24 protein-coding genes and 1 other RNA gene are annotated in these 25536 nt (G+C 42.4%); 5 read left to right on the forward strand and 20 right to left on the reverse strand.

Features of this window, described 5'->3' with window-relative positions; all coding sequences use genetic code 11:
• Positions 1–99: 99 nt before the first annotated feature.
• Genes rpoZ through DXC04_RS06570 form a run of 3 tightly spaced genes read right to left on the reverse strand, consistent with a single transcriptional unit; the run spans position 100 to position 1867 of the window.
• The gene (gene rpoZ, locus DXC04_RS06560) at positions 100–342 is read right to left on the reverse strand and encodes a DNA-directed RNA polymerase subunit omega (RefSeq protein WP_021860661.1); all 243 of its coding nucleotides are present in this window, start codon (positions 340–342) and stop codon (positions 100–102) included.
• A gap of 3 nt (positions 343–345) precedes the next feature.
• Positions 346–966 (reverse strand): guanylate kinase, encoded by a 621-nt coding sequence (gene gmk / locus DXC04_RS06565; RefSeq protein ID WP_118660504.1) that lies wholly within the window; start codon positions 964–966, stop codon positions 346–348.
• A 19-nt stretch (positions 967–985) separates the two neighbouring features.
• Positions 986–1867, reverse strand: coding sequence for a YicC/YloC family endoribonuclease (locus DXC04_RS06570; RefSeq protein ID WP_021860663.1), 882 nt, complete (start codon positions 1865–1867; stop codon positions 986–988).
• Between the two features lie 144 nt (positions 1868–2011).
• Between DXC04_RS06570 and DXC04_RS06575 the strand changes: the two genes are divergently transcribed.
• Positions 2012–3751, forward strand: a complete 1740-nt coding sequence (locus DXC04_RS06575; protein ID WP_118660578.1) for an Rqc2 family fibronectin-binding protein — start codon at positions 2012–2014, stop codon at positions 3749–3751.
• Between the two features lie 70 nt (positions 3752–3821).
• Here DXC04_RS06575 and DXC04_RS06580 read toward each other — a convergent pair whose 3' ends face one another.
• The 3 genes from DXC04_RS06580 to pheA all read right to left on the reverse strand — a co-directional run bounded on the left by DXC04_RS06580 (position 3822) and on the right by pheA (position 7658).
• The gene (locus DXC04_RS06580; RefSeq protein ID WP_021860665.1) at positions 3822–5150 is read right to left on the reverse strand and encodes an MATE family efflux transporter; all 1329 of its coding nucleotides are present in this window, start codon (positions 5148–5150) and stop codon (positions 3822–3824) included.
• A 1-nt stretch (position 5151) separates the two neighbouring features.
• Entirely contained in the window at positions 5152–6441 is a 1290-nt protein-coding gene (locus DXC04_RS06585; RefSeq protein ID WP_117537314.1) for an ATP-binding protein, read from the reverse strand.
• Between the two features lie 86 nt (positions 6442–6527).
• A complete protein-coding gene (pheA, locus tag DXC04_RS06590) occupies positions 6528–7658 on the reverse strand; it encodes a prephenate dehydratase (protein WP_021860667.1) in 1131 nt (376 codons plus the stop codon).
• Positions 7659–7776: 118 nt separating this feature from the next.
• On the opposite strand from pheA, the gene DXC04_RS16180 reads away from it, so the two are divergent.
• From DXC04_RS16180 to DXC04_RS06605, 3 genes are all read left to right on the forward strand, one after another.
• A complete protein-coding gene (locus DXC04_RS16180; protein WP_334294206.1) occupies positions 7777–8133 on the forward strand; it encodes a putative ABC transporter permease in 357 nt (118 codons plus the stop codon).
• 70 nt (positions 8134–8203) lie between these two features.
• Positions 8204–9121 (forward strand): aspartate carbamoyltransferase, encoded by a 918-nt coding sequence (gene pyrB / locus DXC04_RS06600; protein WP_118660506.1) that lies wholly within the window; start codon positions 8204–8206, stop codon positions 9119–9121.
• Positions 9122–9140: 19 nt separating this feature from the next.
• Positions 9141–9584: an aspartate carbamoyltransferase regulatory subunit gene (locus DXC04_RS06605; RefSeq protein ID WP_118288555.1), complete on the forward strand. Its 444-nt coding sequence runs from the start codon at positions 9141–9143 to the stop codon at positions 9582–9584.
• A 256-nt stretch (positions 9585–9840) separates the two neighbouring features.
• On the opposite strand, the gene rnpB is transcribed toward DXC04_RS06605, so the two are convergent.
• From rnpB to DXC04_RS06655, 10 genes are all read right to left on the reverse strand, one after another.
• Positions 9841–10189, reverse strand: an RNA gene (gene rnpB, locus DXC04_RS06610) — RNase P RNA component class A.
• Positions 10190–10264: 75 nt separating this feature from the next.
• Positions 10265–10738, reverse strand: a complete 474-nt coding sequence (gene rnhA / locus DXC04_RS06615; RefSeq protein WP_118660508.1) for a ribonuclease HI — start codon at positions 10736–10738, stop codon at positions 10265–10267.
• A gap of 7 nt (positions 10739–10745) precedes the next feature.
• Complete coding sequence (locus DXC04_RS06620) at positions 10746–11216, reverse strand: MogA/MoaB family molybdenum cofactor biosynthesis protein (RefSeq protein WP_021860671.1); 471 nt, start codon at positions 11214–11216, stop codon at positions 10746–10748.
• 75 nt (positions 11217–11291) lie between these two features.
• Complete coding sequence (gene spoIVA / locus DXC04_RS06625; RefSeq protein WP_118660510.1) at positions 11292–12764, reverse strand: stage IV sporulation protein A; 1473 nt, start codon at positions 12762–12764, stop codon at positions 11292–11294.
• Positions 12765–12847: 83 nt separating this feature from the next.
• Complete coding sequence (locus tag DXC04_RS06630; protein ID WP_021860673.1) at positions 12848–13261, reverse strand: hypothetical protein; 414 nt, start codon at positions 13259–13261, stop codon at positions 12848–12850.
• A gap of 86 nt (positions 13262–13347) precedes the next feature.
• A complete protein-coding gene (locus DXC04_RS06635; RefSeq protein WP_021860674.1) occupies positions 13348–13833 on the reverse strand; it encodes a sporulation initiation factor Spo0A C-terminal domain-containing protein in 486 nt (161 codons plus the stop codon).
• A 172-nt stretch (positions 13834–14005) separates the two neighbouring features.
• A complete protein-coding gene (locus tag DXC04_RS06640; RefSeq protein ID WP_117537318.1) occupies positions 14006–15013 on the reverse strand; it encodes an NAD(P)H-dependent glycerol-3-phosphate dehydrogenase in 1008 nt (335 codons plus the stop codon).
• A gap of 19 nt (positions 15014–15032) precedes the next feature.
• Positions 15033–15677 carry a glycerol-3-phosphate 1-O-acyltransferase PlsY gene (gene plsY / locus DXC04_RS06645; RefSeq protein ID WP_021860676.1) on the reverse strand — a complete coding sequence of 215 codons (645 nt, stop codon included), beginning with the start codon at positions 15675–15677 and terminating at the stop codon, positions 15033–15035.
• Between the two features lie 2 nt (positions 15678–15679).
• The gene (gene der / locus DXC04_RS06650) at positions 15680–17008 is read right to left on the reverse strand and encodes a ribosome biogenesis GTPase Der (RefSeq protein ID WP_021860677.1); all 1329 of its coding nucleotides are present in this window, start codon (positions 17006–17008) and stop codon (positions 15680–15682) included.
• 46 nt (positions 17009–17054) lie between these two features.
• Positions 17055–18374 (reverse strand): DUF512 domain-containing protein, encoded by a 1320-nt coding sequence (locus DXC04_RS06655; RefSeq protein ID WP_118660512.1) that lies wholly within the window; start codon positions 18372–18374, stop codon positions 17055–17057.
• Between the two features lie 165 nt (positions 18375–18539).
• Here DXC04_RS06655 and DXC04_RS06665 point away from each other — a divergent pair, with 165 nt between their 5' ends.
• Complete coding sequence (locus tag DXC04_RS06665; protein WP_021860679.1) at positions 18540–19733, forward strand: ribose-phosphate pyrophosphokinase; 1194 nt, start codon at positions 18540–18542, stop codon at positions 19731–19733.
• Positions 19734–19891: 158 nt separating this feature from the next.
• Here the strand turns inward: DXC04_RS06665 and DXC04_RS06670 are convergent, their stop codons facing one another.
• The 4 genes from DXC04_RS06670 to ilvB form a co-directional block, all read right to left on the reverse strand.
• Positions 19892–21382 (reverse strand): polysaccharide deacetylase family protein, encoded by a 1491-nt coding sequence (locus DXC04_RS06670; RefSeq protein WP_118660516.1) that lies wholly within the window; start codon positions 21380–21382, stop codon positions 19892–19894.
• A 179-nt stretch (positions 21383–21561) separates the two neighbouring features.
• Complete coding sequence (locus DXC04_RS06675) at positions 21562–22725, reverse strand: phosphoglycerate dehydrogenase (protein ID WP_118660518.1); 1164 nt, start codon at positions 22723–22725, stop codon at positions 21562–21564.
• Between the two features lies 1 nt (position 22726).
• Positions 22727–23809 carry a 3-phosphoserine/phosphohydroxythreonine transaminase gene (gene serC / locus DXC04_RS06680; protein WP_021860683.1) on the reverse strand — a complete coding sequence of 361 codons (1083 nt, stop codon included), beginning with the start codon at positions 23807–23809 and terminating at the stop codon, positions 22727–22729.
• 30 nt (positions 23810–23839) lie between these two features.
• Positions 23840–25516 carry a biosynthetic-type acetolactate synthase large subunit gene (gene ilvB, locus DXC04_RS06685; protein ID WP_117537323.1) on the reverse strand — a complete coding sequence of 559 codons (1677 nt, stop codon included), beginning with the start codon at positions 25514–25516 and terminating at the stop codon, positions 23840–23842.
• Positions 25517–25536: the final 20 nt, after the last annotated feature.

Genomic DNA, 25536 nt, shown 5'->3' on the forward strand with positions numbered 1-25536 from the left:
CTTACGTCTCCTCTTACTCTTTTATCAGAATTTATCCTTCTATCAGAAGAAAGGCAGATACCATCTGGCATCTGCCTTACATACATTACCTGTCAGACTCTATTCTTCCTCGTCTTCTGCTGCAATTGTAATCTTCGCCTGATTCAGCTCGTCAATTGCGATAGAAAGTGGCTTCTCTCCCGGCTTTGTATCTACTAACGGCATAGAACCATCGATGATCTCTCTGGCTCTTTTTGCTGTTGCCATAACGATAGAGTATCGGCTGTTGACAACCTTTGTCTCGCCTTCCTCGACGTCTTTGTTTACCACTTTCATTAAATCTGTGTAAGATGGGTGTAACATACACTATTCTCCTTTCAACTCTTCTTTCATATGTTCAATAAATGTGTGATTTCTGAAACTTCTTCTATGCTCTCCCTGAATGATCTCATGCATCTGCTGCACGCATTCCTGAAGATTGTCATTGATGATCAGATAATCGTATGCATCCATGCCTTCCGCTTCCTGTGCGGCTCTGCTTAAACGACTCTCGATCACATCCTGTGTCTCTGTGCCACGTCCTTCCAGACGTCTGCGAAGCTCTGCTGCACTCGGCGGAGTTACGAACAGTAATAATGTCTCCGGGAACTTTTCTTTCACTTTTAATGCACCCTGGATTTCTATCTCAAGAATCACATCTTTCCCTGCTTCTAACTGTTCTTCCACGTATGCACGCGGTGTACCATAGTAATTCTCCACGTATTTAGCATACTCTATCAGTTCATCTTTCGCAATCATTTTTTCAAATTCTTCGATCTCATGGAAGAAATATTCCCGTCCGTCTACCTCTCCAGGTCTCGGAGTTCTCGTCGTTGCTGATACAGATAAAGCATAATTATCATACTGCTTCAGCAGTTCTTTCATTAAAGTTCCTTTACCGGAGCCGGAAAATCCGGAAACAACAATGAGTATTCCTCTCTCTTTCATTTGCTCTTCCTCACACTTCTTATTCGATATTCTGAATCTGTTCTCTGACTTTTTCAATCTCTGTCTTCAGTTCGATTCCGATATTGGAAATCTCCAGATCATTCGCCTTTGACAGGATTGTATTCGCTTCCCTGTTCATCTCCTGCGCAATGAAATCCAGTTTACGTCCGATTCCACTGTCTTCTGATTCCAGCGTCTCTTTCATATGTACAACATGACTTCTCAAGCGTACCACTTCTTCATCGGTACAAATCTTATCTGCGAAGATCACAACTTCTGCTGCGATCCTGCTCTCCTCAATCTGTGTATCTTCGAGAAGTTCTTTTACTTTATTTTCCAACTTCTCACGATACTCCGCAATAATCTTCGGGGAACGCTCTTCAATCTGTTCAACCAGTGTCAGCAGATGATCCAGTTTTTCGATCAGATCTTTCTTAAGATTCTCTCCCTCCAGCGTTCTCGTCTCAACAAACTGCTTCACAGCACCGTCCAGTGCCTTCTTAAGTCCCTTCCACAGTTCCTCTTCGTCAACAGCCTGCTCTTCCATCGTAATGACTTCCGGATAACGTGAAAGCGCAGATACACGGATGTCATTCTCCAGTGAGAATTTTTCTTCCATCTGTTTAAAATAAGACAGATACTCAGTTGCCAGTGCCTCATTATATTTCAATACAACCTGTCCCTCTGAAGAATCCTCATAAGTGATAAATATATCGACTTTTCCTCTGTGTACACTTTTTTTTAAATGATTACGGATAGATGTCTCGAAAAAATTTAATTTCTTCGGCATACGGATATTGGCATCCAGATATCGATGGTTCACGCTTTTCATCTCAACTGTAAATTTACGTTCTCCGTCGGTCACTTCACAACGTCCGAATCCCGTCATACTCTTTATCATAATAGAAACCTCGTTCCTGTTTTATTAACGCTCTACATATTACAGACCGTTTTCCATCGTCCATTATAAGCCATTTGGAAAACAGAGTCAACTATGATATACTATACAAATGAGCCTGAAATCAGACAGAAAGGAGCTATTTTTATGGCATTTGACGGAACAACTGTTGCAGCAGTTACAAAAGAACTTACCGAGCAGCTCTCCGGCGGGCGGATTGCCAAGATCGCACAGCCGGAAACCGATGAGCTTCTCTTTACAATAAAGACACCACAAGGGCAAAAGCGCCTATATATCTCAGCCAGTGCATCTTTACCGCTTATTTATCTGACAAATGTAAATAAGCCAAGTCCGATGAATGCGCCGAATTTCTGCATGCTTCTGCGCAAACATATCGGAAACGGACGCATTACCAGGATCACACAGCCGGGACTGGAACGGATTATACAGATCCAGATCGAGCATCTGGACGATTTAGGTGATCTCTGCCAGAAGACACTGGTTGTTGAGATTATGGGCAAACACAGCAATATTATTTTCTGCGATGCAGACGGACGGATCATCGACAGTATCAAGCACATCTCCGCACAGATGAGTTCTGTACGTGAAGTATTGCCGGGCAGACCGTATTTTATTCCGGATACAATGGGTAAAAAAAACCCTCTGACGGTAGATGCTGATACTTTTATTTTCACATTAAAAGAAAAACCATGCCCGCTGGGCAAGGCGATCTATACAAGTTTCACAGGTATCAGCCCGGTAATCGCAGAAGACATCTGCTTTCTTGCCGGCATGGATTCCGGTATAACGCCAAAAGAATACGAAGACGATCTTCTGTTCCATCTGTATCGTCAGTTTTCTTATTATATAGAAGATGTAAAAGCAGGAAATTTTCACCCGGTCATCTACACAGATGGTGAGACGCCAAAAGAATTTTCTGCACTTCTGTTATCACATTTTGATACTTTTACAAAGCAGGAATACGATTCAATCAGCGAAGTACTCCATACTTACTATGCAACGAAGAACACGCTGACAAGAATCCGACAGAAAAGTGCAGACCTGCGTCACGTTGTCCAGACTGCATTAGAACGTGCACGTAAGAAATACGACCTGCAGAAAAAGCAGTTAAAAGATACTGAAAACCGGGAAAAATACAAAGTTTACGGAGAACTGATCAATACCTATGGATACAATCTTGCACCGGGTACAAAAGAACTGACAGCACTTAACTATTACACCGGCAAAGAGATCACTATTCCGCTTGATCCGTTCAAAACACCACAGGAGAATTCCCAGAAGTATTTTGCACGTTATAATAAGCAGAAACGTACTTTTGAAGCACTGTCAAAACTTCTCACAGAAACTGGTGACGATATCCACTATCTGGAATCGATTAGCAACGCTCTGGATATTGCCCGAAGCGAAGCAGATCTGGCACAAATTAAGGAAGAACTGATTGAAAGCGGTTATGTCCGCCGGAAATATACGAAAAAGAAAGTGAAATTAAAAAACAAACCAATGCACTATATCTCTTCCGATGGTTATCACATCTACGTCGGCAAAAACAATCTGCAGAACGATGAACTGACCTTCTCTTTCGCAAATGGCGGTGACTGGTGGTTCCACGCAAAAGGTGCTCCGGGTTCCCATGTCATCGTCAAAACGAATGGGGATGAACTTCCGGATCGTACTTTTGAAGAAGCCGGAAGACTTGCTGCATACTATTCCAAGAGCCGTGGCAGCGATAAAGTTGAGATTGATTATGTAGAGAAAAAACATGTAAAAAAACCAAATGGAGCCAGACCGGGATTTGTAGTTTATTACACCAACTACTCTCTCATGATCGACTCTGATATCAGCAATATAAAAGCCGTGCAGGATTAATCCCCGCACGACTTTTTCTGTCATATCTCCCATAATGTTTTCTATATTATTCCGTCCTGTGTGAAAAAACTCATATCTTCTTTTTCTTCATATATAAAACTCCCGTTATATCAGCAAGAAACCATCCGATTATAATTGCCCACCAGATCATCCGCACTCCCAGTAATGGTGCCAGTGTATACGCAAGCAACACCCGTGTTCCAAGAGAAATCACAGTCAGCACAACCGACATTTCCGGTTTCCCAGTTCCACGGTAATACGCATACAGAAGAAACAGAAGTCCGATTCCACAGTAAAATGCGCCTTCAATCCGCAAATACTGTACACCAATCTGCAATACTTTCACTTCGGTTGCTTTCACAAAGATCAGCATCAGCGGTCTTGCAAACAAAAAGATCAGCACAGATACAATTCCACAGAAGATAAGAGATGTTTTCACTGCTGCCCGCACGCCTTCTTTCACTCGTTTTTCATCTTTTGCGCCATAATTCTGCGATGTAAAGATAGAGAACGAATTGCTGAACTCCTGTGCCGGCATGTAGGCAAAGGAATCAATCTTCACTGCTGCTGCATAAGCTGCCATTACCGCAGTTCCAAAACTGTTGATCAGTCCCTGGATCATCAGGATACCGAAATTCATCACCGACTGCTGCACACTTGCGGCTAGCGAAAACCGTACCACTTCCGGCAGTACTTCTTTTGAACATGCCTCCTTCAATGAAATGCCATTTCCTATGAAGCGTAGCTCCGGCTCCTTCTTCCAAAGATAGTAGCCGATTCCGACTCCCGATATGATCTGCGCAATCACAGTCGCCCACGCAGCTCCTCCAACTCCCATTTTCCATTTCACAACAAGCAAAAGATCAAGAATAATATTCAGCATAGATGCGATTGCCAGAAAGAGAAGCGGCGTTACCGAATTTCCAACTGCTCTCAGCAAATACGCAAAAAAATTATACAAAAATACAAAGAAGATTCCCCAGAAGATCACCCATACATATTTTTTCATATATGTATAGATATCTTCCGGTATCCGCATCAGCTTAAGAATCAGGTCCATTCCTGCAAATACAGCAATATTTACAATCACAGAAATGATTCCGATAAAGAGAAAAGACGCAAGAATCGATTCCTGCATCTTTCTTTTATCTCCTTTTCCATAGTAAAAGGAAAAAACGCTGCCGCTCCCCATACACAGTCCGATCAAGACAGATGTCAGAAATGTCATAAGCGTATATGCCGCCCCGACTGCCGCCAGCGCTCCCGCTCCCAGAAATTGTCCGACTACCCATGTATCCGCAATGTTGTAACATTGTTGCAGAAGATTTCCGACAATCATCGGTCCTGCAAATACAAGCATCGTTCTTTGTACATTTCCATGTGTCAGATCTTTTTGCATGTTATCTTGTCCCCAGGAGATAGTCAATAAACTGCTGTGCTGTCCGTCCGGATAAGCCGCCGTGGCTTAATTCCCACTTATTTGCTTCCAGAAGCAGTTCATCTTCCGGCATATCTATGCCATTCTTTTCTGCAAGAGCAAGTACAATCTCCTGAAATTCCTTCTTCGCCGGTTTTCCAAAGTAAATCGTAACGCCAAAACGAGCAACCAGCGATAATTTTTCCTGCACGGTATCATTTGTATGAAGCTCTTCGTCTCTGTCTTCTTTGTCCTTGAATGTTTCGCGGATCAGATGTCTGCGGTTCGATGTTGCATAGATCAGAATATTATCCGGTTTCTTCTCCAGCCCGCCTTCAATGACCGCTTTCAGATATTTGTACTCAATTTCAAATTCTTCAAAAGAAAGATCATCCATGTAAATGATAAATTTATAATTCCGGTTTTTGATCTGTGCGATCACGTCATTCAGATCCTGGAACTGATGCTTGTACACTTCAATCATACGCAATCCCTGATCATAATACTGATTCAGGATTGCCTTGATGGATGTGGATTTACCGGTTCCTGCATCTCCGAATAACAAACAGTTATTTGCACGTTTTCCTTCTACGAATGCCTTCGTATTATCAATCAGCTTCTTCTTTGCGATCTCATATCCAACCAGATCATCCAGGTGTACATGTGCAATCTTGGTGATCGGCACGATCTGTGCACTCTCATCTGTATGCTCAATCCGGAATGCTTTGTGAAGTCCCAGTTTTCCAACGCCGAATTCCTTATAAAATCCTGTTATTTTCTCTTTGAAATCCTGTGCGTCTTCTGCTTCTGCGAGGCTCTTTGCCAGATCACAGATACGGTCACGGATACGCTTGTTAAATACATTACCGTGACTGCTGTCTCCTGCATATTCTTTGATCATGGATATGCAATCCACGCCAAATGCCTCTTCCATCTTTCTAAAATCATAATCAAATAATTCTTTGAATATCTCAAAATCATGCAGCGCAACCTGGTTCAGACTTCCATCGATTGCTCCTGTAATCTCACAGGAAGTACTGTATGCATTTTCATGGCTTGCCAGAAGGTATGTAAGATATGTATGCCACAGATTTCCTTCAAATCCATGACTCGCTGACAGTTCTAAAATGTCATTCATCTGCTCAAACAGCAGACCTTTCATATCTTCTGTATTATAATAATCGTTATCATAGTTTTCCATCAGGAACGTCATATCTGTCAGGATCTGACCGTCTTCCATATGTTTGTAAAGCATTAATTCTTTTGTTCTCATCTTCTTGCTCCTTGCTTATCTCCTGTCACTTACACTTTTATTCGCTCTTACAATCCTGTACATCGCAGAAATTATATATACTGAAACTAATAATTTCCAAGGATCCTCATATTGCGGCTTTCCTCTCTCAGTCCGCGGATTGCATTTTTCACAGCCGGATCTGCCATATTTCCTTCAAAATCAATAAAGAAACGATACTCCCAGTTTTTTCCCTCAATCGGGCGGGATTCAATCCGTGTCATATTCAGATCATTGTAAATGAAATGCGACAGCAGTCTGTACAGCGAACCGCTCTCATGTGGCAGTTCCAGGCAGATGCTGATCTTCTGTGCGTGCTTTAAAAATACTTTCTGGTTTGTAACCACAATAAAGCGTGTACAGTTTGTCTGATCATCATTGATATTCTCTTCTAATATTTCTAATCCGTGTACCTCTGCCGCATAAGCACTGCATACAGCTGCCTGTGCCTGATCTTTGTCATCCCGTATCTTACGCGCCGCAATCGCTGTATTCGCCACACTGATCTGCTGCCAGTCGCTATGGTCATCCAGAAAATGTGATGCCTGCATCAACGCAACACCTTTGGAATACACACGTTCAATATCTGTAAGTTTTGCTCCCGGAACTCCGGACAGTGTATGAATGATCGGAATGATTGTCTCACCTACGATATAATTTTCAAACTCAACAAGCAGATCGTACATCTCATCTACGGAGCCGGCTGTTGAATTCTCAATTGGCAGCACGGCATAATCTGCTGCCCCATCTTCGATCGCTTCCATTGCTTCACGGAATGTCCGCACATAAAAACTATTGCAATTTTCACCAAAATAATCTTTTGTAGCTGCCTGACTGTATGCACCTTCTGTTCCCGGAAATACGATTCTTGCATTTTTCGCATCCAGGGATTCCATCTCAATAAACGGAAGTCTCCCAAGTGCTCCTGCCTTTACAAGCTGCTGGTACTGTAATTTACGGCTCATGGACATTAACTGCTCATACAATTCACGTACACCTTTTTTATTAAATTCAGAAGAAGCTTTCTCTGACACTGCCTGTAATTTATTCTTCTCTCTCTGGCGGTCCAGAACCTTCTTCCCATTCTTGATCTTATACTCGCCGACCTGTGCACATACTTTCATACGTTCTTCGTACAGGCGGACCATCTGATCATCTATCTCATCTAACTGCAATCTCAATTCTTCTAATGATGCCATCGTCTGTTCTCCTCGCTTTTTTACATAAACCGTCAATTATTATAATACATTTTGCGTATAAAATCTACATTTCCTCCTTATACTATCTTCCATGAAGCGAAAATTTCTCCAATGCGGAATGTTCGGCTGGTGTATCGAAATTCTCTATACCGGTCTTCGTTCCCTGAAAAAAGACAACCACACATTAACCGGACACACTTCCATCTGGATGTTTCCCATCTACGGAATGGCATGCCTGTTCTCTCCTATCTGCCGACGGATCCAGCATTTTCCTGCCTTTGTACGTGGGTGCTTTTACACCGTCTGTATTTTCTTTACAGAATATACGACCGGAAGCCTCCTCAGGCACTTCCATGCATGTCCGTGGAATTACAGCCATGCACGCTTCCAGATCCGCGGATTAATCCGGTTGGACTATGCACCGTTATGGTTTTTCACCGGATTATTCTTTGAAAAAATTCTCTGCAGACATTGAAAAACCTTTTTATTTATTATATGATGTATGAAAGATTTTCAATAGATTTGAAAATAACAGGAGGTTTTTTATGAGACATTTGATTAGTCCACTGGATTTTTCTGTGGGAGAACTTGATAAACTGATGGATTTGGCGAACGATATTGAAGCCACCCCGGAGAAATACGCACATGCCTGTGCAGGCAAGACACTGGCAACTTTATTTTATGAACCTAGTACACGTACCCGTTTAAGTCATGAAGCAGCGATGTATAATCTTGGCGGTAATGTTCTAGGTTTTTCTTCTGCCAATTCAAGCTCTGCCGCAAAAGGCGAAAGCGTTTCCGATACACTCCGCATGATATCTTGCTATGCAGATATCTGTGCAATGCGCCATCCAAAAGAAGGTGCCGCAACTGTTGCATGCAAACATTCCGGTATCCCGGTTATCAATGCCGGGGACGGCGGACACCAGCATCCGACCCAGACTTTAGCTGATCTTCTTACAATCCGTTCTTTAAAAGGACATCTGGATAATATGACGATCGGTCTCTGCGGCGATCTGAAATTCGGACGTACTGTACACTCTCTGATCCATGCATTAGTAAGATATCCAGGTATCCGTTTTGTACTTATTTCCCCGGAAGAATTAAAACTTCCAGGCTACATCCGTTCCGATGTATTGGATAAGAAGAATATCCCTTACGAGGAAGTAGAACGTCTGGAAGATGCACTTCCAAAACTGGATCTTCTCTACATGACACGTGTACAGAAAGAACGTTTCTTCAACGAAGAAGATTATGTACGCATGAAAGACTTTTATATTCTGGATGCCGCTAAGATGAAGCTTGCCCCGGAAGATATGTATGTCCTTCATCCGCTTCCAAGAGTAAATGAAATCTCCGTAGAAGTAGATGATGATCCGAGAGCCGCTTATTTCAAACAGGCACAGTACGGTGTTTATATCCGTATGGCTCTGATCCTTACATTGTTAGAGATTGAAGTATAAGAAGGGAGCATACATAATCATGTTAAATAATACATTAAGTGTTGGAAAAATCGAAGAAGGTTTTGTTCTGGATCATATTCAGGCAGGACGAAGCATGGATATTTATAAATATCTGCACCTGGACAAACTGGACTGTTGTGTCGCTATTATCAAAAATGCGAAAAGCAGTAAGATGGGCAAGAAAGATATTATGAAGATCGAGTGTCCGATCGACTTTATGGATCTGGATATTCTCGGATTCATCGATCATAATATTACAGTAAATATTATTAAAGACTCACAAATCGTAGACAAGAAAGCACTTCATCTTCCGAAGAAGATCACAAATGTGATCCGCTGCAAAAATCCGCGCTGTATTACTTCTATCGAGCAGGAATTGGATCATGTCTTCGTACTGACTGATCCCGAAAAGGAAGTATACCGCTGTCTCTACTGCGAAGAGAAATATCACGGACGCGGCTAATTTAACACAAGTAAAGCTGACATTAATAGCTTATTTGAATCATTCTGGCACAGCGACAAAACACGCTTTGCGAGTTTTGTTCGCTGATTAGCGGTTGTCAATGCTATCATCAAGCATGACGCGTTTTCCTCGTCGCCATAACATAAAAAGCAGCTCATATCGAGCTGCTTTTTATTATGATGACAAACTAAAATCCAAATCAGCTTGGAACGGATAGCATCATCTATAATACATTTTTCAAATCGTTTCACAAATATATGCAAGCAAAACGATAAGCCGGGTTATGTCGTTGGGTAATCATCTTTCTAGACCTGCCGTTACCGGCAGGTTCAAGCGACCTACCTAAGACGTGACGGGCCGCCACATCGTCTTTATCCGGTCTTGCTTCGGATGGGGTTTACATCTGCCTTCGCTGTTACCAGAGAAGCGGTAGTCTCTTAAACTGCCATTCCACCCTTACCTGCATGCACAGGCGGTATATTTCTGTTGCACTTGCCTTGGAGTCACCTCCACCGGACGTTATCCGGCATCCTGCCCTATGAAGCCCGGACTTTCCTCGCCTGTCCCCTTTCGGTCCTGACAGCCGCGATTACCTGTCTTACTTGCAATTTAATAAATATAACACATATCTTTCAGAACTGCAATATCAATTTTTCTTTGTTTTACTTACACTTCTATATCTACTGGATCGTATCATCACTCAGGTCATTTCCATCTGCCGCAGTTGTGGCAAGTGTATCGCACCGTTCATTCTGCGGGTGTCCGTCATGTCCCTTCACCCAGATAAATGTAACCTGGTGAGGTTCTTTTGCTTTCAACAGACGTTTCCAGAGATCTGCATTCTTCACCGGCTCATTCTTGCCGCGCTTCCATCCCTTCTTCAGCCAGCTGTCGATCCAATGCTGGTTAAAAGCATCTACAACATACTTGGAATCCGAATATAATTCCACCTCGCACGGTCTGTTTAACGCTTCCAGTGCCACGATCACTGCCATTAATTCCATCCGGTTATTCGTTGTCTTTTTATATCCCTGTGACAGTTCTTTCGTATGCAGTGTTCCTTTCGGATCTACATACTCAAGCACTGCTCCATACCCTCCCGGTCCGTCCGGGTTTCCCCTCGCCGCACCGTCTGTATATATCTTTACCTGCATATGATTCCTAATTCTCTTTCTGACCTAATTCTGCTGCATGAACGATTTCTGGAAGAATATATTCCAGAGACTCTTTGGCTGCACCTGCTTTTCCCGGAAGGTTCACGATCAGTGTATTACCTCTGAATCCGGCAACACCACGGTTTAACATAGAACGTTTTGTCAGATGCATCAAGTGCATACGGATTGCTTCCGGAATCCCCGGTACTGGTCTGTCAAGAATCTCTGTTGTTGCTTCCGGTGTAACATCTCCCGCTGCGCATCCGGCTCCGCCTGTTGTCAGGATAATGTCTGCCATATTACCATCTGCCATTCTCTGCATAACTGTAGATAATACCTTCTTATCTACAGGAAGTGCTTTTGCAAAGATCACATGCTGTCCTGCTTCTTCCACAATCTTGCGGATAACCTTTCCGCCTTTATCTTCTTCCTGTTCTTTATATACCTGCGTATTTGCAGTTAAAATTGCTACTTTCATATCGTACCTCCATAAAACCTCTTTCTGTTGTCCATATAGTAGAATTTTAACGCTTTTGATACAAGAATGCAATCCTTAAATTATAATACAGACCATTCCGCCATTGCTGTCATTTACGATCTTTTTCATTGTATCCTGTAGTTTTTCCTGACTCTTTTCGTTGATCGCCGCCATTTTCCCGCGCATGCCGTCCATTACGAGCTCTTCTACTGATTTTCCGAAAATATTTGTCTCCCAGATGCCTTCTTTTTCTTCAGACTGCTCTTTCAGATATTTCAGAAGATCCTGTGCCTGCTGCTCATTTCCAACGATCGGCGCGATCTCCGTCTCCACATTGGCTCGGATCAGATGGATCGATGGCGCCTGCGTGTGGATCTTTACACCGAATTTATTTCCCTGCCGGATCAGTTCCGGCTCATCCAGTTCGATTTCTTCTTTCCTTGGACTCACCATGCCATACCCACGCATCCGTACAGACGCAAGCGCATCCCGGATTCCTTCATATTCTTCTTTCAGTTTCGTAAGCTTTCGCATTGCATCGATCAGTTCATACTGACCACGGATCGGTGTTCCTGTAAGAGACGTCATCCACTCATAATAATAACTCTCGCCAACGTCGATCTGTATTTGTATGCGGCCTGTGTCTGTCTCAATATTCCGTATATGTACACGATCTATGTAACTGCTGTCCCATTCCGGCACTTTTCCTGCCACGTCCTGTATCCGACCGTACATATCAAGAATTTTTCGGACGTAGCTGATTACTTCTTTCCGGATCTCATGATCCGCCGGCAACATCTCCACCCATTTCGGGACAAAAAATTCGATTTCTGAAACCGGAAATTCATAGAGAACTGTCTCCATGATTTTTGTAATATCCTCCGGTTTTAACTTTTCACAGTTCACAGTCAGCGCACGGACACCATAAGTTTCTTCCAGCCACCCGGCTGTTTCCTGCGCCTCTTTTGCATATGGTTTCTTTGAATTTACCAATACAACAAACGGCTTGCCAATGTTCTGTAATTCCATGATCGTCTTTCGTTCTGCTTCCAGATATGCCTCTCTGTCTATTTCTGTGATTGTTCCATCTGTTGTTACTACAATCCCGATCGTCGCATGCTCATGGATCACTTTTCTTGTGCCCACTTCCGCTGCATGTGTAAACGGAATCTCTTCTTCAAACCAGGGAGTCTTCACCATCCGTTGTGCATTTTCTTCCAGATGCCCCGTTGCCCCGTTTACCATATAGCCTACACAGTCGATCAGCCGGAGTTTCAGGTTCAGGTCTTCCTGCAAATGAATGACTGCCGCTTCCTTTGGAACGAATTTCGGTTCGGTTGTCATAATTGTTTTTCCGGAACCGGACTGTGGCAATTCATCTCTTGTCCGTGCCTTTGCATGCTCATCCTCCATATAAGGCAGCACCAGCACATCCATAAATCTCTTGATAAATGTAGATTTTCCGGTCCGCACAGGTCCGACCACACCTATATAGATTTCTCCGTTCGTTCTTGCTTTTATATCCTCGTACATCTGAAACGTGTCCATATGAATACCCCCTTGTTATGCTGATAACAGTTTATGCCGCCAACACATCCGTTTAGAACACGTTTCTCTTTGTTTTTTTGTTTTCACAGTCCCTGATAAACAAGCTGGCTGTGTTGTTTTAATGCAAGATCGCAGATCCCGATCCATCCTTCCATCTCTTCTATAACTTCCCGTCTTGTCACCGGTACTTCCCGGTAACAGATATCCGAATCTTCCTGTATCGTCAGGCAGAAATTTTCCGGCGACGCAAGAAACAATGCCTTCCACGGTCGTATGATCTCCAGTATCCGCTCTACTTCCATTTCCGTGATTACAGCGAATCCCTCGTCCGGGAATCCTTCCAGCTCGATCTGGTCATTCCAGCTTGTATGAATCCATCTCATACTATCCTGAATATACCGCATCAGATGATCCGATACAAAAATATACTCTTGTTCCGACGGAATCAATAATTCTTCTTTCATTCCCCTTACTATAAATTGATGTGCTAAAGCCATAAATTTACTCCCCCATCTGTTTTTGTTTTAAACATAGCACATTCATTTCCTGAAAGTATTCGTTTTTTCCACCTGTTTATCGACCTTTATCGACCTTGCACGGATGACTCCTGCACTTTTCTTGCCAGTGTATGAATGACGGTTCCGTTTGTCGGCCGTCCTGTCTTATACTCGATCATCCCACTGCCAAAGTCATCCAGTCTCTGTAAATTTCCTCTCGTCCAGACTTTTTCAATTGTTGTCCTTATATTCCTCTCTACATTTGCTGCATTCGTGCTGTATTTTTCCGCCACAGCCGGATACAGTTCTTTTGTAATGCTGATCTGTCGTTTTTGTTTCTGGATAAAATAAAAGATCCCCTCTTCCAGATAAATCGTGCCACAGGCACTGGATGGGAATCCTAATCCTTGTAATTCTTTTCTGATACTCTGTCTGTAATCTTCCCGGATAATAAAGCCATTTTCTTTGTCCGTTCTTATTTGAAAGTTTCCTTCCAGGAAGCAATTTCTTTCTCCGTACTGCAGTTCCAGTTTCAGGTTTACATTGATACTTTTTCCTCTACTCTCGTCCATAAGTTCCCCTATGATACTTCAGCCAGCCGTTTTCAACCACTGCTATTAACTTAACTCTATTATATCGGTATTTTTCCCTGTTTTCTACAGAGTATTTACATATATTGTTGCGAAGAGCCACTTGACACACACAATCAAGTGGCTCTTCGCAACAAATGTCATATTTATATTTTTACCATTTTAATGTCATATGTTCTGTTTTGCTGTCACGCAGCATCAGTTCATCTACTGCTTCTCTCGGATCTTTTCCTTCAAACAGCACTTCATTCACTTTATTAACGATTGGAAGTGCCACATCGTATTTCTTTCCAAGCTTTGCAGCAGCTTTCGCTGAGTATACACCTTCAACTACCATCTTCACTTCATCCATCGCTTCCTGCATGGACATTCCCTGGCCCATCAGATAGCCCGCCTTACGGTTACGGCTGTGTACACTGGCACAGGTTACGATCAAATCACCGATTCCGGTAAGGCCTGTAAAACTCTCGATACTTCCGCCCATTTTTACACCAAGCCGGGCAATCTCAGCAATTCCTCTTGTAATAAGCGCAGCTTTTGTATTATCGCCATAGCCAAGTCCATCTGCAATACCTGCAGCCAGAGCGATTACATTTTTCAGAGAACCTCCCAGCTCCATACCCAGCATATCCGGACTGATATACACACGGAATACTTTATTCATAAACTTATCCTGCAGATAAGCGGCTGTCTCTTCTGTCTTTGCCCCGATTACGACTGCTGTCGGAAGTCCGCGTCCAACTTCTTCTGCATGACTCGGTCCGGATAAAACTGCCACATCCGCCTGCGGGATTTCTTCCTCGATCTGCTGTGACAGCGTCATCAGCGTATCTTCCTCAATACCCTTTGCAACATCGACAATAATCTGCCCATCTGCAACATACGGTTTCATACTCCGTGCCGTGCTTCTTGTAAATTTAGACGGAACCGCAAGAACAAGAAAATCTTTTCCTTTGATCGCAGACTCCATATCGGAAGTAAAGAGCATATCCTCCGGAATCTTAACACCCGGAAGTTTTGATTCATGTTCTCTTTTTTCCGAAAGCATCTGCACTTCCTCTTCACTGATCGACCATACTGTCACTTCATGCCCGTTGGAATGAAGCAAAAGTGCCAGTGCAGTTCCCCAGCTTCCGGCTCCCATAATACCTACTTTTACCATAATACCTCCTCCTAACATTTTATTTATTTTTACCGACACTGAGTTTGTTCTCTGTACCGGCTAACAGACGTTTAATATTTTCTTTGTGCTTGTAAAATGCAGACAGCATCAGAAGTGCAGCGATAATATACATTTCCATTAAATGCGCACCCTGCATTCCAAATCCGCCCATCTTCCCATATACAATAATCTCTATCAGATAAATGATAACAACTGCCAGTGATCCGAGTGATACATATCTGGTCACTCCTACGATCAAAACGAAAGACACAAGACAGATCAGTACCATCCATACATTTGTTGTACTGACAAGAAGACCTGCCGTAGCCGCAATTCCCTTGCCTCCTTTAAAATGCATGTAAAACGGATAGTTGTGTCCAAGCACCGCACCCATTCCTGCATACATAGAAAGAAGCGGAAGAATGTCTCCATAATTTTTCGCAAACAGAAGATGCACGACCACTACTGCGAATACACATTTGAAGCAATCACCTAAAAATGTCACCGCTCCTGCTTTCCAGCCCATTGTGCGGAGTGCATTCGTTGTTCCTGCGTTGCCGCTTCCCTGTTTGCGGATATCTACATGATGTGCCTTTCCATAGAGATAACCGGTCTGGAACAGTCCAAATATATAGCCGATCACCAAACATACGATACGTTCCATAACTAACGGTCTTTCTCCTTTCGCTCACGAATAAAAAACTTCAGTGAAGTTCCCTTAAAACCAAAAGCTTCCCTGATCTTATTCTCCAGATATCTGGTATATGAAAAATGCATTAGCTCTTTGTCATTTACAAAGATGACAAAACTCGGCGGCTTAACCGCAACCTGCGTAATATAGTAAAGCTTCAGACGTTTTCCTTTGTCTGACGGTGGCTGCTGCATGGCAACCGCCTCTGACATGATCTCATTCAGGACACCTGTAGCAACACGAAGTGTCTGATTCTCGATCACCATGTCGATCATATCGAATAATTTCGGAAGTCTCTGCCCCGTCTTTGCAGACACATACATAATCTCTGCATAAGGCATAAATGAAAGAATTCTTCGAACTTCATTCTCATACTCACGCATTGTCTTATCATTCTTCTCAATTGCATCCCATTTATTCACAACAATAATGATGCCTTTTCCTCTCTCATGTGCGATCCCGGCAATCTTCGCATCCTGTTCTGTCACGCCTTCTTCTGCATCGATCACGATCAGCACCACATCTGCACGTTCCACCGCAGTTACTGTACGGATAATACTGTAACGTTCCAGTTCTTCTTTGATCTTATTCTTGCGGCGGAGTCCTGCTGTATCGATAAATACATATTCTTTTCCATTATGAATAATGTTCGTATCAATTGCATCTCTTGTTGTACCGGCAATATCTGATACGATTACACGGTCTTCTCCGACCAGCTTGTTGATGATCGAAGACTTTCCAACATTCGGCTTGCCGACGATTGCCACGCGTGGACGTTCATCCTCTTCCTCTTCCCCGGTATGTTTCGGAAAATACTTGATCACAGCATCTAACATATCGCCGATCCCGAGACGTGAAGATGCAGAAATCGGATGTGGATCACCGATTCCCAGATTATAAAACTCATATACATCTGCCATGAATTTCTGAAAACTGTCCACTTTATTGACAACAAGCACGACCGGTTTACCGGAACGTCTGAGCATATCTGCTACTTTCGAATCGGCATCCACCAGTCCCTGTCTTACATCTGTAATGAAAATGATCACATCCGCAGTATCAATTGCGATCTGCGCCTGTTCTCTCATCTGTGAAATAATAATATCCTTGCTCTCTGGTTCAATACCACCGGTATCGATTAATGTGAAGTCTCTGTCAAGCCAGCTGGTGTCTGCATAAATACGATCTCTTGTTACTCCCGGAGTATCTTTTACAATCGATATCTTCTCGCCTGCCAGCACATTGAAAAGCGTTGACTTTCCTACATTCGGCCTTCCTACGATAGCCACTACTGGTTTACTCATCTTTTATCTCCTATACTTTATATCTTTATGAATCTTTTGTTATCTGTTATTCTTTTTCGTGTTTCAAAACGGCTTCTATAAAATCTCGCCCGCTTGATTTTACAATATCTGTCTTTACTTGTAAAGCCTCTTCTACCTGATCTCTTGTCAGATCGTCCAGAAAATCCTGCTCCTGTATACGCACCATATTACATGGAAGAAGCAGACATGTTCCAAGCGGCTGATCCGTAAGCTGGCTGATCAGATCTCTTCCGGTAATCAACCCTGACACGGTGATCTTCTCTCCAAAGAAATCATTGCGTATACCATAGACATGGATCTTTGTCTTTGTGTATTTCTTTTCAATCGCCGATGCCATCTTACAAATCAATGGATACGCCAGCACTCCTGTCGCAATTGACACTTCACGTTCTGTGTCATCCCCCTCCAGCCCGGCATATTCTTCTGCAAATTCATTCTGTAAAAGCCGCATCATGCCAACACCGTTCTCCAGTTGCAGATAACCATCATAGCGTTCCTCTTCCGGCATCTCTTCTTCAGCGAGAATATACCATTCATCTCCGGCATGAATGAAATGATAACCATATTCATCATATGCCTTTTTCTGCCATTTATGGATAATGGACAGCACTTCTTTCGCATCTTCCTTCGTGAATGATTCCAGCGGATACAGTCCTTCTCTGTATTTCGTAAGCCCAACCGGTACAACCGACACGCTCTGAAGACACGGAAGATACTTCATCATGTCACGTATGCTCCTCTCCAGCTCCTCGCCATCGTTCACACCCTTACACAATACGATCTGACCGTTCATCGTAATTCCACCTTCATACAGCCGGTCGATCTTCTTAAGTGCTTCACCTGCAAACCGGTTATGCAGCATCTTACAGCGAAGTTCCGGGTTCGTCGTATGAAAGGATATATTGATCGGCTCCAGATGATACCGTATGATACGTTCCACATCATCATCACTCATATTCGTCAGGGTGATATAATTCCCCTGTAAAAAAGACAGTCTAGAATCATCATCTTTAAAATATAATGTCTCGCGCATCCCCTTCGGCATCTGATCAATAAAGCAAAACATACATTTATTCCTGCAGGAACGATATTCATCCATCAGTCCCTGTCCAAATTCAATTCCCAGATCATCCTCGTAATCTTTCTCAATCTCCAGTTCCCACTGTTCTCCCGTCGACTTTTCAATGAGCACCGTCAGAAAGTCATCATTTACCAGAAAGTGATAGTCAAAAACATCCCCGATCTCCTGTCCGTTGATCGAAATCAGCCTGTCTCCTTTTTCAATTTCCAGTTCTTCTGCGATACTTCCCGGAAGAACTTTATCAACAATGTGTACATGTTTCATATATACGCCCTGTTTCCTTTCTCTTTAACTATATTATTATAACTTACATAGACAGAATTGACAAGAAGAGGAAAAATAGTCATTTGGAAAGATTGACCTGTTCCTATAAATAGTGGTATAAATAAATAAGAGCTATAAGCGAAAAATATACTTAAGGAGATTATTATGCCAAACATAAAATTAATGGAATCCTCTTTACCGGTAGCACCGTTAAAGATTGCCGCACATGCAAGTTGTATTGATCTCGGAAAGAAAGTAAATGATTATATTGTTTCTTTTCGCCAGAACACACTGACAGAGAATCACACTTCTCCTTTATTCCGTGCGTACAGTACCGACAACTATCTGATTGACTGTGACTGTCCACGTTTCGGCACTGGTGAATCCAAGGGACTTCTTGGTGAATCCATCCGTGGAAAAGATCTTTTTGTAATGGTTGACGTCTGCAACTACAGTTTAACCTATACTGTAAGTGGTCATTTGAACCATATGTCACCGGATGATCATTATCAGGATCTGAAACGAATCATTTCTGCTGCAAACGGAAAAGCACACCGTGTGAATGTAATCATGCCATTTCTGTATGAGAGCAGACAGCATAAACGTACCAAACGAGAATCTCTGGACTGTGCACTCGCACTTCAGGAACTGATCGATATGGGTGTCAGCAATATCATCACTTTCGATGCTCATGATCCACGTGTTCAGAATTCAATTCCATTACACGGATTTGACAGTTTCAACCCACCGTATCAGTTTATGAAAGCACTGCTCCGCGCTGAACCGGATCTGATTGTAGACAAAGATCATCTGATGATCGTAAGCCCGGATGAAGGTGCAATGCATCGTGCCGTTTATTTTTCAAACGTACTTGGTGTAGATATGGGAATGTTCTACAAACGCCGTGATTATTCTACCATCGTAAATGGGAAAAACCCGATCGTTGCCCACGAATTTCTCGGTACAGATATCAAGGGCAAGAACATTATCATCATTGATGATATGATTTCTTCCGGTGAGAGTATGTTAGACGTTGCAAAACAGATCAAAGAGCGTGGCGCCCGCCGTGTATTTGTCTGCACAACTTTCGGCTTATTTACAGAAGGCTTTGAGAAGTTTGATGAATATTATGAAGCAGGGTATATCGACCGCGTAATTACAACAAACCTTACTTATCTTCCACCGACTGCACTTGAGAAGCCTTATTTCGTAGTTGCCGATATGAGTAAATTCATTGCGCTGATCATCGATTCTCTGAATCATGATATCACAATGAGTTCCGTACTCGTTCCGACAGATAAGATTCACAAACTGCTCGACAGACATAACACTGATCTTGCTGCCAGACATATTATTTAATTCTTACATAGATTATAAAATGATGATAACAATTCTTCCAAATTATTATAATACCTGGGAGAATCTGTTATCGGCAATTTATACTAATACAATAACAGCAAAAAAAGAAAGGTGACTTGCATACTCTGCGAATCATCTTTCCTTTTTATTTATAACTTCTATTCTTCTGATTCCTGATTTTCTTTTGCTTTGCTTAGTGTCTTTGCCGTAAAGTCACAATACTTCACACCATTCTCCAGCTTCTGACCTTTGGCTTCTGCCATCTCAGAAATTGTCACAAGTTGATAGCCCTCTTTTTCCAGTTTCGGGATCAGTTTCAATGCAGCATCCACACTTTCTGTATGAATATCATGCATCAGGACGATATCACCATCTCCTACATTGTTCATAACCGTTTCAATCGTCTTCTGCGCATTTCTTGTCTTCCAGTCTAAAGTATCAATATTCCACAGGATCATCGGCATCTTAACCTTCTCATGCATAACACCACCGATTGCTCCATATGGAGGTCGAAGCACAGTTGCTCCTCTTCCGACTATTCCTTTTATCAGATCATTGGTCTTATCTACCTGATCCTTCAGGCCCTTGGCATCCTGTTTTGAAAGATTCGCATGATTATAAGAATGATTTCCCAACTCACAACCAATCTCTTTCATCTTCTTCAATGCATCTTTATGAATAGAAACATTCTGTCCGACCATAAAGAATGTTGCATGTGCGTTGTACTTCTCCAATGCCTTCAACAGCTCCAGCGTTCTTGGTCCCGGGCCATCATCAAATGTAAGCGCTACCATAGGTTTCTTCGGATCAACTTTTCCCGCTTTTTTAGAAATCAGATTACCTTTTTTGTCAAATTTGCAGACAGACAGACCAATATTCACTTCGCCGGTTACCATCTTTCCATCATTTTCAAAATAATATGTATTCTTTCCAATCTTCTGCCAGCCGGTTACTGCTCCTCCGGACTTCGTCATATAATACTTATCCGAGCCATTCTTCTGCCAGCCGGTCTGCATGATTCCTTTTTTATTGAAATGATATGTTGTACTTTTAATTGTATGCCAGCCAGTCGCCATCTTGCCATTCTCATCAAAATAATAAGTATCACCACGGGATACAACAAAATCAGATTTGACATAAGTACCATCGTAACGTTTAAATTTATTCTTCTCCCACCGTCCGACTTTATTCTTTACACGGACTTTTCCGTCCTTGACTGTAAGCTGTATTTTCTTACTCCAGTCATCATCCAGCTTCTTCTGTAAGGACTCACTCAGCTTAATTGTTGCTTTATAACTTCCCTCTGTCTTCGGATCAACTTTACAGATAATCTTATAGCCTTTTCCCTTTTTCAGATCTCTGATAAAATCCTTTGATGTATATTTGCTTTTCTTGTCCAACGTAGGTCCATCATCCTTCTCAACTTTTACCTTCGCCTTCAATGTTGGAACATCTTCTCCCTGCAATATTGCAACATTCTCAAATTGCAGTGTCAGTACAGCTTTTTTACGAAGAACTCCGGCTATCATATATGCAAGAATTAATACGATACATACTGCGACAATTGTAATCAGACAGCGCATCTGCCGATCCCTTTTTCGTCTCTGCTCATGTTGCTTAATTCCGTATTGATGCCTTGTGCCACTCATTCGTATTCCCCCTCATTCCATAATCTTTTTCAACACTTATTCAGTATACTCTTCTTCGACATAATTCGCAATGAAAGTAATATTACTTTTTTATTAAGAATCCTTTAAGATTGTTACAAAAATCCCCTTGAATTCCAATTACTGAAAATCAAGGGGATTGCATCATCTGTCCTATAATTTTAAGCCAGAATACGAACCCGGAGTACCTCTCCTACCGCTTTTAATTCTTCTACAACACCTGCCGGCACCGGTGAATCAATGTCGATCATTGTATATGCATATTTACCTTTACTCTTATTTGTAAGATCTGCAATATTCATATTATCTTTTGCCAAAATCGTTGTAAACTGGCCGATCATATTCGGTACATTGTGGTGCAGAAGCAATAATCTCGTATTCTCTCCACGAATGCCCATATCACAGTCCGGATAATTGACAGAATTTTTTATATTTCCATTTTCCAGATAATCTTTCAGCTGTTTTGCTGCCATTACTGCACAATTGTCTTCTGCTTCTTCTGTAGATGCTCCCAGATGCGGGATAACAATTGCACCTTTTACTCCTGTCACTGTAGGTGTCGGGAAATCTGTCACGTAATGTTTCACATGTCCGGATACAAGTGCATCTACCATTGCTTCTTCATCTACAAGAATATTTCTTGCAAAATTCAGTATTACTACTCCGTCTTTCATCAGACTAATCGCATGCTTATCGATCATTCCTTTTGTGCTGTCCAGTGCCGGAACATGAATCGTAATATAATCACAGTCACTGTATAACTCATCCACTGTCTTAGCATGATGGATACTTCTGGAAAGTCTCCATGCAGAATCAACAGACACATACGGATCATATCCATACACATCCATGCCAAGGTGTGTCGCTGCATTGGCAACCAGAACTCCGATTGCTCCAAGACCGATCACTCCAAGTTTCTTTCCTTCCAGCTCACAGCCTGCAAATGCTTTCTTCGCCTTTTCTGCGTCTTTGGCAATATTGCCGTCTTCTTCATTTTCCTGTACCCAGCCAATACCGCCAATGATATCTCTGGATGCGAGCAGCATGCCTGCCAGCACCAGTTCTTTAACTCCGTTTGCGTTTGCACCCGGTGTATTAAATACAACAATACCTTCTTCTGCGCATCGCTCCAATGGAATGTTATTCACGCCGGCTCCGGCTCTTGCCACTGCTTTCAGATCTTTTGAAAATTCCATCTCATGCATAACAGCGCTTCTGACCAGAATCGCATCTGCTTCTTTCGCCTCGTTTACAGGTATATATTCTTCTGTCAACTGATCCAGCCCCACCTGAGAGATTGGATTCAGGCAATGATATTTATACATACTACAGATTCTCCTCTTCAAATTTCTTCATAAATGCAACTAATGCTTCTACGCCTTCAATCGGCATTGCATTGTATATACTTGCACGCATACCTCCGACTGTACGATGTCCTTTCAGATTCTCCAATCCTGCAGCTTTTGCTTCTTTTACAAATTTCGCATCCAGTTCTTCATCTCCTGTAACAAAAGGAACATTCATCAGAGAACGATCTTCTTTTACAACTGTTCCTTTGAACAGTTTACTCTGATCCAGATAATCATACAGGATCTTTGCTTTCTTTTCATTACGCTCTTTCATGGCAGCCAGACCGCCCTGTTTTTTCAGCCATTTAAATACTTTTCCGCAAATATAAATGCCATAAGCCGGTGGTGTGTTATACAGAGATTTTGCATCTGCCTGTGTCTTGTAAGTCAGCATTGTCGGTGTACCCGGCAGTACATCTTCTGTGATCAGATCTTCACGGATGATCACAATCACTACTCCTGCAGGTCCGATGTTCTTCTGAACACCGCCATAGATCACACCATATTTGCTTACATCTACCGGTTCGGACAGGAAGCAGGAAGATACATCTGCTATCAGCGTCTTGCCCTTTGTATTCGGTAATGTTTTGTATTTTGTTCCATAAATCGTATTATTTTCACAAATATATACATAGTCTGCATCTTCAGAAACCGGGAGATCACTGCAATCTGGGATATAAGAAAATGTTTTATCAGCAGAAGATGCGATACGGTTTACTTTTCCGTATTTTTCTGCTTCTGCTGCGGCTTTTTTTGCCCACTGTCCGGTAATAATATAATCTGCCACTCTGTTCTTCATCAGGTTCATCGGGATCATGGCAAACTGCTGTGATGCACCACCCTGTAAAAAGAGCACTTTATAGTTATCCGGAATGTTCATCAGTTCTCTAATATCCGCTTCTGCAGTGTCAATAATTTCTTGGAACGACTGCGAACGATGACTCATTTCCATTACCGACATGCCGGTTCCATTGTAATCCAACATCTCGTCTGCTGCTTCTTTTAATACCTCTTCCGGCAAAACTGCCGGTCCTGCTGAAAAATTGTACACTCTTTTCATAGTCGTTCCTCCATCTAGCTAATTTATATGTTATTTTGTTTCCAGATCGGTCTCGTCAAAAGCTTCGCTGATCGCAGCTCCAGGTGCTACCATCGGCCATACTTTATCATCCTGATCGATCTGACAGTCTATCACAACAGGTTTCCCTGATGCTAACGCTTCTTTGAACGCCTCTTTAAATTCCGCCTGTGTTGTTACGCGGACACCTTTGGCACCCATTGCTTCTGCCAGTTTTACAAAATCTACTGCATCATTCAGTACAGTTGCTGAATAACGCTGTCCATAAAACAGATTCTGCCACTGGCGTACCATACCAAGTACATGGTTGTTGATAACAACCTGAATCACCGGAATGTTATGTCGGGTTGCTGTCGCAATCTCATTCATATTCATACGGAAACATCCGTCTCCTGCAATGTTGACAACAGTCTTATCCGGTCTTCCGGTCTTAGCTCCAAGAGCAGCTCCAAGTCCATATCCCATCGTTCCAAGTCCGCCGGATGTCAGCAGTGTTCTTGGCTTTGTATATTTGTAATACTGTGCTGCCCACATCTGATGCTGTCCGACTTCTGTGGAAATGATTGCTTCACCATTTGTCTGGCGGTAAATCTCCTCTACAATGAATGGACCTGTAAGCGCTTCCGGATGATAAGTCAGTGGATATTTTTCTTTGTAATCCATAATTTTCTTCATCCATTCCGGATGGCTCTGCTGCTCTAATTTTGCATTTATTTTTTCAAGAATTACTTTGATATCTCCAACTACACCTTCTGTGATCAGCACGTTTTTGTTCATCTCTGCTGCGTCCACATCAAACTGTAAGATTTTTGCATTCTTTGCAAATTTCTTTGCATTTCCTGTTACACGGTCACTGAATCTTGCACCCACTACGATCAAAAGATCACACTCGCTGACTCCGTAGTTGGATGCTTTTGTTCCATGCATTCCAAGCATTCCTGTATATGCCGGATCGTTTCCTGGAAATGCACCTTTTCCCATAAGGGAATCCGTTACTGGCGCATCTACTTTCTTCGCAAATGTATATAATTCTTCACTTGCTTCGGAAAGGACAGCTCCTCCACCTACAAATATGTACGGTTTCTTAGATTTTTTAATTAATTCCAATGCTTCCGCTAGTTCTTCTTCTGAAATCTTATCAGATGGTTCTACCGGTTTAATCTCCTCTTTTATATATTCTGTCTTATTTGCTGTAACATCTTTCGGAATATCAATAAGGACCGGTCCCGGTCTTCCGGATTTGGCGATCACGAACGCTTTACGGATCGTGTCAGCCAGATTGGCCACATCTTTTACAATATAATTATGCTTTGTGATCGGCATTGTAATACCGGTAATGTCAATTTCCTGAAAACTGTCTTTTCCAAGAAGTGACACTCCTACATTACAGGTGATCGCTACTACCGGAATAGAATCCATGTATGCGGTAGCGATTCCTGTCACAAGATTCGTAGCACCCGGTCCGCTGGTGGCGAAACATACACCAACTTTACCGGTTGCTCTCGCATATCCATCCGCTGCATGTGCTGCGCCCTGTTCGTGGGAAGTCAGGATATGAGTAATCTCATCACTGTGTTTATATAATTCATCATAGACATTTAAAATTGCGCCTCCCGGATATCCGAAAACAGTATCTACGCCCTGCTCTTTCAGACATTCGATGACGATCTCTGATCCTGTCAACTGCATACCTATCTTTCTCCTGTTCT

Origin of the sequence: Dorea sp. OM07-5 (genome assembly GCF_003481355.1) — a bacterium.
In the GTDB taxonomy this organism is placed as follows: domain Bacteria; phylum Bacillota; class Clostridia; order Lachnospirales; family Lachnospiraceae; genus Dorea_D; species Dorea_D hominis.